The sequence below is a fragment of the Chloroflexota bacterium genome, from assembly GCA_026389585.1.
GTDB lineage: Bacteria > Chloroflexota > Dehalococcoidia > UBA2247 > RBG-13-53-26 > JAPLHP01.
Genome location: JAPLHP010000050.1, coordinates 1 through 6,335, shown reverse-complemented (window position 1 = coordinate 6,335; position 6,335 = coordinate 1). Strand labels below are relative to the sequence as shown.

The window sequence follows — 6,335 nt, the reverse complement described above, 5'->3', positions numbered from 1 at the left end:
CCATCAAAGGGAGAGGGAATGACACGGGGGGCATCATCCTGGTTCTCCTTCAGGGGGGAATAGGGGCGCAGTGAGGTCGGATGTCAATAGTGGACACAACATTGGGGTGGTAGACTTTTTGACATAATCAATGTTTTGTAGTATCGTATTCGAGACATACTGCTAGGCAATCCGGGGGGGTGAGAGAATGCCAGTATATGAGTATCGTTGCACATCGTGTCTCGAGGAGCTTGAGTTGATGCGGCCAATGAGTGAGGCCGACGAATCTGCAAATTGTCCGAGCTGTGGTTCAGAGGCGTGGAAACTGGTATCTGGCTATGCCTGCAGGATAGGCACATACCTGCGGCCTTTTGAGCAGCCCTTCAGGGAGGAGCAGAGGCCCTTCAGGGAGGAATTGGGTCTGCGGCTTTTTGGGGAGCCCCTCAGGGATGGAATGGTCTTATGGCCATGGCCATCGGATCAGCCCTTCGGAGAGGAATTTGATTTCCAGCTATCAGAGGAGCCTTTCAGGGAGGCATCGGAAGAGGTCCCACAATATGAGTCCTTTTGGGAAGAATTCGTTTTTTGGTCACCAGAAGAGCCCTCCGGGGAGGAATTGATTGAAGAGCCTGCTAGGAGCGAGACGGCAGTGAAAGAGGCTGCGGAGCCTGCAAGGGCTGCCGGTCATCAGCTTCGAGTTTACCAAGGGCAAGTCGGAATTCCCATGGAATCCTGGCTGGGCATAGACTTGCGCTGGGTGCTGGTGGCAGCAGCTATCATAGCGTCTGTGGTGATATCTCTAATCTGGCTTCTGGCGAGCGTTCTTTAGATTCCTTGTAGTGCCCACTTAGGCGTGCTTCCTCTCGGGGACGGTATAGAGAATACCTATCTCGGCAGTGCCTCGTGGAGCTTCGTGGTGTTGCGAGCACAATCACACTTTCCCCTGAGATTCGACGCAGGCCAGCCACTGGGGAGAACGAGAAACTGCATCTGGCGTATAAGCTGACCTGGCGGTCAGCCCCGCGGTTGGGCCAATTCCCCTTGGAAACCCCAGAGATGGCCTATTTATGTTCGCACGTGGGGTATCATCACGGATAGGGGGTTCCGCGGTCTCCCGAAGAAACAGATGCCAAACCTGTTGGTAGCAATTTTGTGACAATATACAGGGGTGTTGAGACTGTCCGGTTAGGTGATCCATCTATAATGTTGCTGTGATGTTATCTCTTTATAGTAACTGTCTGCCCTACCGGTAATCGTGATATGTCAACAACCAAGCAGTCCCGCCGGTTCAACGTTTCAGCGACACCGCACACACTGCGTGCCCATATTAGCAGATGGCTGGGGTCAGCAGCGGACCGCTCCTCCAGCGTGCTGCCTTTGAGCGAGGCAGAACAACAAGCCCTGCTCCGGGTGACCCCCGACTTCGTCTTTCGCATTGAACTGGAACAGGGTGGTGGTGTTTCGGTCATGGGTAAAGGCACTCGAACCTACATCGCTGCTGATGCAGTTGCGAAGCCTCACGACCATGCTGGCAAGAAGAATGAGCCAGAGGATCTGATGAGGAGTCTATGTGAAGAACTTGCACGTCAGGGTGATAAACTCATGGGAGGGTTTCTGCAGACTGGAGAGGTGCAGGTTCTTGAACTCCAGCTTGCTCACAATGGTCAGACGACCTACTACGAGGTTCGGGCGGCGGTCTGCGAGATTAGAGAAGTCCTTGTTGTGGTTAGAGATGTCACCGTACTCAGAGAGGCGGAGAACGCCATGGCAAGATCAAGAGATGAACTGGCTCACCTGAATGAATTACTCCAGAACGAGGCGTCTTTGCGTGCCGAAGAGGAGGGGATTCTCAAGAAGAGCTTCGGAAGTCTGGAGAAGCTGTTGGAGGATACCATCGGGGCGATAGCCCTGATCGTCCAGAAAAAGGACGCGCATACGGCTCGTCATCAGAAGCGGGTGAGTAGCCTCGCCTGCGCCATAGGCCGGGAGATGGGCCTGAAAAGCAGCCAGGTTGATGTCATCGGCCTAGCCGCGCTCCTTCATGATTTGGGCAAGGTGTTCATACCTGCTGATACACTCGACAAGCCGGGCAAGTTGAGTGAAGCCGAATTCTCGATAGTCAAGAACCATGCTGAGGCAGACTTTCAGATACTAAAGACTATTGATTTGTTCTGCCCGATTGCCGATATTGTTCATCAGCATCACGAGAGGATCAACGGTTCCGGATACCCTCTGGGGCTGAAAGGTGATGATATCCTGATGGAGGCTCGGGTAGTCGCCGTGGCTGACGTAGTTGAGGCGATGGTCTCCGACCGGACCTATCGGCCGGCTCTGGGCGTGGAAGCAGCTATGAACGAGATTGCAGCCGGCAAGGGAACGCTGTATGATGCGAATGCCGTTGATGCTTGCATCAGGCTATTTGGCGAGGGCAAGTTCGAGTTTGATAAAGCAGAGACTGGCCTCCCTCCGAAGGCTGGTGCTTAGTTGCAAGAATAGGCGTCATTCGCTTTGTGGGAAGAGACCCTTCGCCTTCGCTCAGGGTGACAAACAGCATGAATATCAGGGTAACATATTGCATAGATGCCATTCTGTATTGCCCACTGCGTCGGGTCGGGGACCCGACAGCCACCGCTCTTAGGTGTCATTCTGAGCGCAGCGAAGAATCTCGATTGTTATGATGGCTTGTGACACCAGCCTGTAGGGACATGGCTTTAGCTCTGTCCGCGGTCTGAAACCAGGGGCAACGGACAGACCTGAAGGTCTGTCCCTACTGAGGGGAGACCCTTCGGCTTCCCTCAGCATGCTGAGGGAAGCATGCTGGCTATTTGCATCTGGTTCAATTAAAATAGTGAGCCGTAGTGTCACAGGTAGCACCCAAGCCTGATCGATACATTGAGAAAGACTCCGTTTCGAATAAAGGTCAAAGCGATATGAGGATGGTTCTTATCTCGAAATGGCCAAGCTGTGAATGAAGTAGCTATTGTCACCGATAGCGCAGCTTGCCTACCCAAGGAATTGGTGGATCGCTATGAGATTGAAGTTGTACCGATGGAGTTTATCCATGATGGAAAGCTCTATCGAGATGGGATAGATATAACTCCAGCCAAGTTTTACGAACTGCTCGCCCAATCAAAGAAACTGCCAACAACCTCAGCACCATCACCGGAAACCTACCTTGCAGTTTTCGAGAAGGTAGCAGAGAAAAGTGAAACCATCCTGGTAATCACTCCATCTGCCAGATTCACTCACGCTTTTGATTCAGCTAAGGCTGCTGCTGAAATGAGCAACCAGAAGACGCCAAATGTAGTCGTTGAAGTACTAGACTGCGGCACCGCGGCGGGAGCACAAGGACTTGTAGTCCTGACCGCAGCCAGGGTAGCAGTAGCAGAGAAAAGTCTACACAAATCTGCTGAAGCAGCTCGAACATTGATGCCCAAAGTCCGCCTGGTAGCTTTCATGGATACTCTCAACTACCTGGCGAAAGGGGGGCGGGTTCCTCACGCTGTTGCCTGGGCAAACTCGCTACTCAAAATAAAGCCCATTTTTGAACTCCTCCCGTCAGGGAAAGGAGCTACACCTGTGGATCGGGCCAGACTCAGACCGAAGGCCATCGAACGACTAATAGAGCTTCTAAGAGAAAAATCACAGGGAAAAGCCGTGCATGCCATTGTCATGCATACCAATGTTCTCAGTGAAGCCGAGGAATTGAAACAGCGCATAGCTTCAGAGGTCGATTGCGTCGAAGTGTATGTTACAGATTTCACCCCAGTTATGGGACTGCACACCGGGCCTGGCCTCCTCGGCATTGCCTTCTACTGTGATGGTATGATGCCAGGAGCTACTGACTAAAGGGGCTGACAGGATGCCGGGCAACAGCAAGGTTCAACTTCTGAAAAGTTCAACCATTTTCTCCAGTTTGAATGAAGACGAACTTGCTGAGTTGGCCGAACTGACTATTGAGCGTGGCCTTAAGGCAGGTGGGTTTGTCTTTTGGGAAGGAGATGCCCCAAACTGGTTCTATATAGTAGCTGAGGGCAGGGTCAAGATTCTCAAGCATTCATCACTGGGCAAGGAGTTTGTCATTGCCTTCTTCGGACCCGGCGAGATGTTTGGCGAGGTCGCCGTTTTCGAGAATAGGCCATATCCAGGTTCAGCACAGGCCGTAGCTGAAACCAAAGTGCTGGAGGTTGGGAGAGAAGATTTCCGCTCCTTTCTCGCTCATCGCCCAGAAACAGCGCTGAGAATTATTAATGTTCTGGCAGGACGACTCAGGGATGCCCAAAGTAGACTCAGAGACCTTGCAGGAGAGAGGGTTGAACAACGCCTTGCCAGGATGCTGCTGATGCTCTCTTCCAAGCTTGGGCCCACTCTTCCCTTTACCCGACAAGAGATTGCCGATATGGCCGGAACTACCACCGAGACAGCCATCCGGTTCATGAGCCGCCTCAAAGACGGAGGTATAATTCGCTCTGTTCGTGGGAAGATAGTTATCCTGGATGAATCCAAGCTCAAGCTGCTGAGTGAAGGACCACCAGCAGTATAGGAAGACACCCCCCAACTCTCCATCATATCTGCAGTTAGACACTAATAAGGGTTGCTTTGCCATGCGTATGACCCCACTCTATGATCCAGATCATGGTAGAGGGCCTGGTTTAGCTCTAACATGATTCAGGAAAGCCAGGATCAAGCATTGACAGAGGGTAGGAGGTGATTCCAATGTTCAGCAGATGTCCTGGGCAAGATAACATGCAGGTGCGGCTGGAGCTCCTGAAATGCCCCAACTGTAGTGCCGAAATCGAGATGTTCTCCAGTGAGATCAAAGTAAAGTGCTCCCAGTGTGGCCAAATAGTCTATCGGGATAGTGTGCCAACCTGTATCGAATGGTGTGCCGCAGCACGCGAGTGTCTGGGAGAGGAGAAGTGGAGACAAATCAAGAGCAATACCTGATTGCAGGTTTTCAGTTTATTAGCCAGGGGGAAGACGCGATATGACAACCAAAATGATGAGAAAGATCGTCAGGATAGATGAGGAGAAATGTGACGGCTGTGGCATCTGTGTCCCAGCCTGCGTTGAAGGGGCTCTCCAGATTGTCGATGGCAAAGCAAGGCTTATCAGTGAGGAATACTGCGATGGTCTTGGTGCCTGCCTCGGTGAATGCCCCCAGGGGGCGATCACCATTGAGGAGAGAGCAGCCCAAGAATTTGACGGGGATGCAACAAAGCGCCGCATGGAATCAGAAGAGCATGGTACAGCAGCGCTTCCCTGCGGTTGCCCATCAGCTACTGTCACTCAGTTCAGGAGGCAGGGGACGGCAGTTGGCATCGGCAGCCGAAAAGACACCGTACATCAAGACTCAATGCTCGGCCACTGGCCGGTCCAGCTCGCTCTAGTACCGTCAACTGCACCTTTCCTTCAGGGAGCCGATCTCCTTCTTGTAGCCGACTGTGTCCCTTTCGCCTACGCTGGCTTTCATCAGGACTTGCTCAAAGACCACGCTCTGCTTGTGGCTTGCCCCAAGCTGGATGACTTCCAATCACACCTGAAGAAGCTGACCGACATTCTGCATCATTCACAGGTTGAGAGCCTTACGGCGGTACACATGGAGGTACCCTGCTGTTCCGGGCTGACGCATATGGCAAGGCAAGCAATACGCCTGAGTGGCAAGGGTATTCCACTAAATGAGGTAACAATTGGAGTCAGGGGTGATCTAAAGTCTTAAAGCCCAGGGCAGAGATCCGCCTGTGACAGCCTTGGCCTTGCACAGAAATAGACGCTGGTTAAGCTTTGTCCCACAGATGCTTTGCCTCGGCTTCAGCTTTATTGTTCTTCACCCCTTTAAGTTCCTGGCCAAGTTTCAATAGTCTATTATAGAGTTCCGAGTACCGGTTCAACGCGGCATTCATCTCCTCTGACCACTTATACTCACGTCTGTATTTAGGGTGAGTACCCGGATAATCCATTGCCCATTCCTTATGGTCTCCGACATCGGCAAGCCCATACTCAGACAGCAAAACTCCTACGTATCCGAGGGCTTCGCGCACAGCGTTATCCATCTCATCAGGGACGCTTCGACCATAAATCCGATAGCGCCCAAAGTGGCTGAGGGAATCAGCAGGCAACTCGCCACGATGGGCCCAGTACTTGTCAGCGTTAACATGTTTCTCGACCATCTTGGGGACACGGAGCACCAGTCTTTCAAGAGCAGCCTTCAATTTTGTTGTAACTCTATGATAATGTCCTCTTAATAACTCGATAGAAATGTCCTCTTTCGCAAAAGGGAGTAAAACAGAGGCAATCCTGATAAGGAGGTGCCTCATTGGAAGGAGGACTGATCACGATGAGTGCCAAAGAGAGAG

7 protein-coding genes are annotated in these 6,335 nt (G+C 52.1%); 6 read left to right on the top strand and 1 reads right to left on the bottom strand.

Annotation, left to right across the window (positions count from 1 at the left end; genetic code table 11):
* Positions 1-187 precede the first annotated feature (187 nt).
* The 6 genes from NTZ04_04075 to NTZ04_04050 all read left to right on the top strand — a co-directional run bounded on the left by NTZ04_04075 (position 188) and on the right by NTZ04_04050 (position 5,698).
* Entirely contained in the window at positions 188-808 is a 621-nt protein-coding gene (locus NTZ04_04075) for a zinc ribbon domain-containing protein (GenBank protein ID MCX5991494.1), read from the top strand.
* Positions 809-1,239: 431 nt separating this feature from the next.
* Complete coding sequence (locus NTZ04_04070) at positions 1,240-2,463, top strand: HD domain-containing protein (protein ID MCX5991493.1); 1,224 nt, start codon at positions 1,240-1,242, stop codon at positions 2,461-2,463.
* 480 nt (positions 2,464-2,943) lie between these two features.
* Positions 2,944-3,828 carry a DegV family protein gene (locus tag NTZ04_04065; GenBank protein MCX5991492.1) on the top strand — a complete coding sequence of 295 codons (885 nt, stop codon included), beginning with the start codon at positions 2,944-2,946 and terminating at the stop codon, positions 3,826-3,828.
* A gap of 13 nt (positions 3,829-3,841) precedes the next feature.
* Positions 3,842-4,522 carry a Crp/Fnr family transcriptional regulator gene (locus tag NTZ04_04060; GenBank protein ID MCX5991491.1) on the top strand — a complete coding sequence of 227 codons (681 nt, stop codon included), beginning with the start codon at positions 3,842-3,844 and terminating at the stop codon, positions 4,520-4,522.
* A 173-nt stretch (positions 4,523-4,695) separates the two neighbouring features.
* The gene (locus NTZ04_04055) at positions 4,696-4,926 is read left to right on the top strand and encodes a phosphohydrolase (protein MCX5991490.1); all 231 of its coding nucleotides are present in this window, start codon (positions 4,696-4,698) and stop codon (positions 4,924-4,926) included.
* 40 nt (positions 4,927-4,966) lie between these two features.
* The gene (locus NTZ04_04050) at positions 4,967-5,698 is read left to right on the top strand and encodes a 4Fe-4S binding protein (protein MCX5991489.1); all 732 of its coding nucleotides are present in this window, start codon (positions 4,967-4,969) and stop codon (positions 5,696-5,698) included.
* 58 nt (positions 5,699-5,756) lie between these two features.
* On the opposite strand, the gene NTZ04_04045 is transcribed toward NTZ04_04050, so the two are convergent.
* Positions 5,757-6,191: a hypothetical protein gene (locus NTZ04_04045; GenBank protein MCX5991488.1), complete on the bottom strand. Its 435-nt coding sequence runs from the start codon at positions 6,189-6,191 to the stop codon at positions 5,757-5,759.
* Positions 6,192-6,335: the final 144 nt, after the last annotated feature.

Excerpts from the sequence above, each read along its gene's own strand:
- NTZ04_04075 (MCX5991494.1), top strand. The coding sequence starts at position 188 with ATGCCAGTATATGAGTATCGTTGCACATCGTGTCTCGAGGAGCTTGAG.
- NTZ04_04070 (MCX5991493.1), top strand. The coding sequence starts at position 1,240 with ATGTCAACAACCAAGCAGTCCCGCCGGTTCAACGTTTCAGCGACACCG.
- NTZ04_04060 (MCX5991491.1), top strand. The coding sequence starts at position 3,842 with ATGCCGGGCAACAGCAAGGTTCAACTTCTGAAAAGTTCAACCATTTTC.
- NTZ04_04055 (MCX5991490.1), top strand. The coding sequence starts at position 4,696 with ATGTTCAGCAGATGTCCTGGGCAAGATAACATGCAGGTGCGGCTGGAG.
- NTZ04_04050 (MCX5991489.1), top strand. The coding sequence starts at position 4,967 with ATGACAACCAAAATGATGAGAAAGATCGTCAGGATAGATGAGGAGAAA.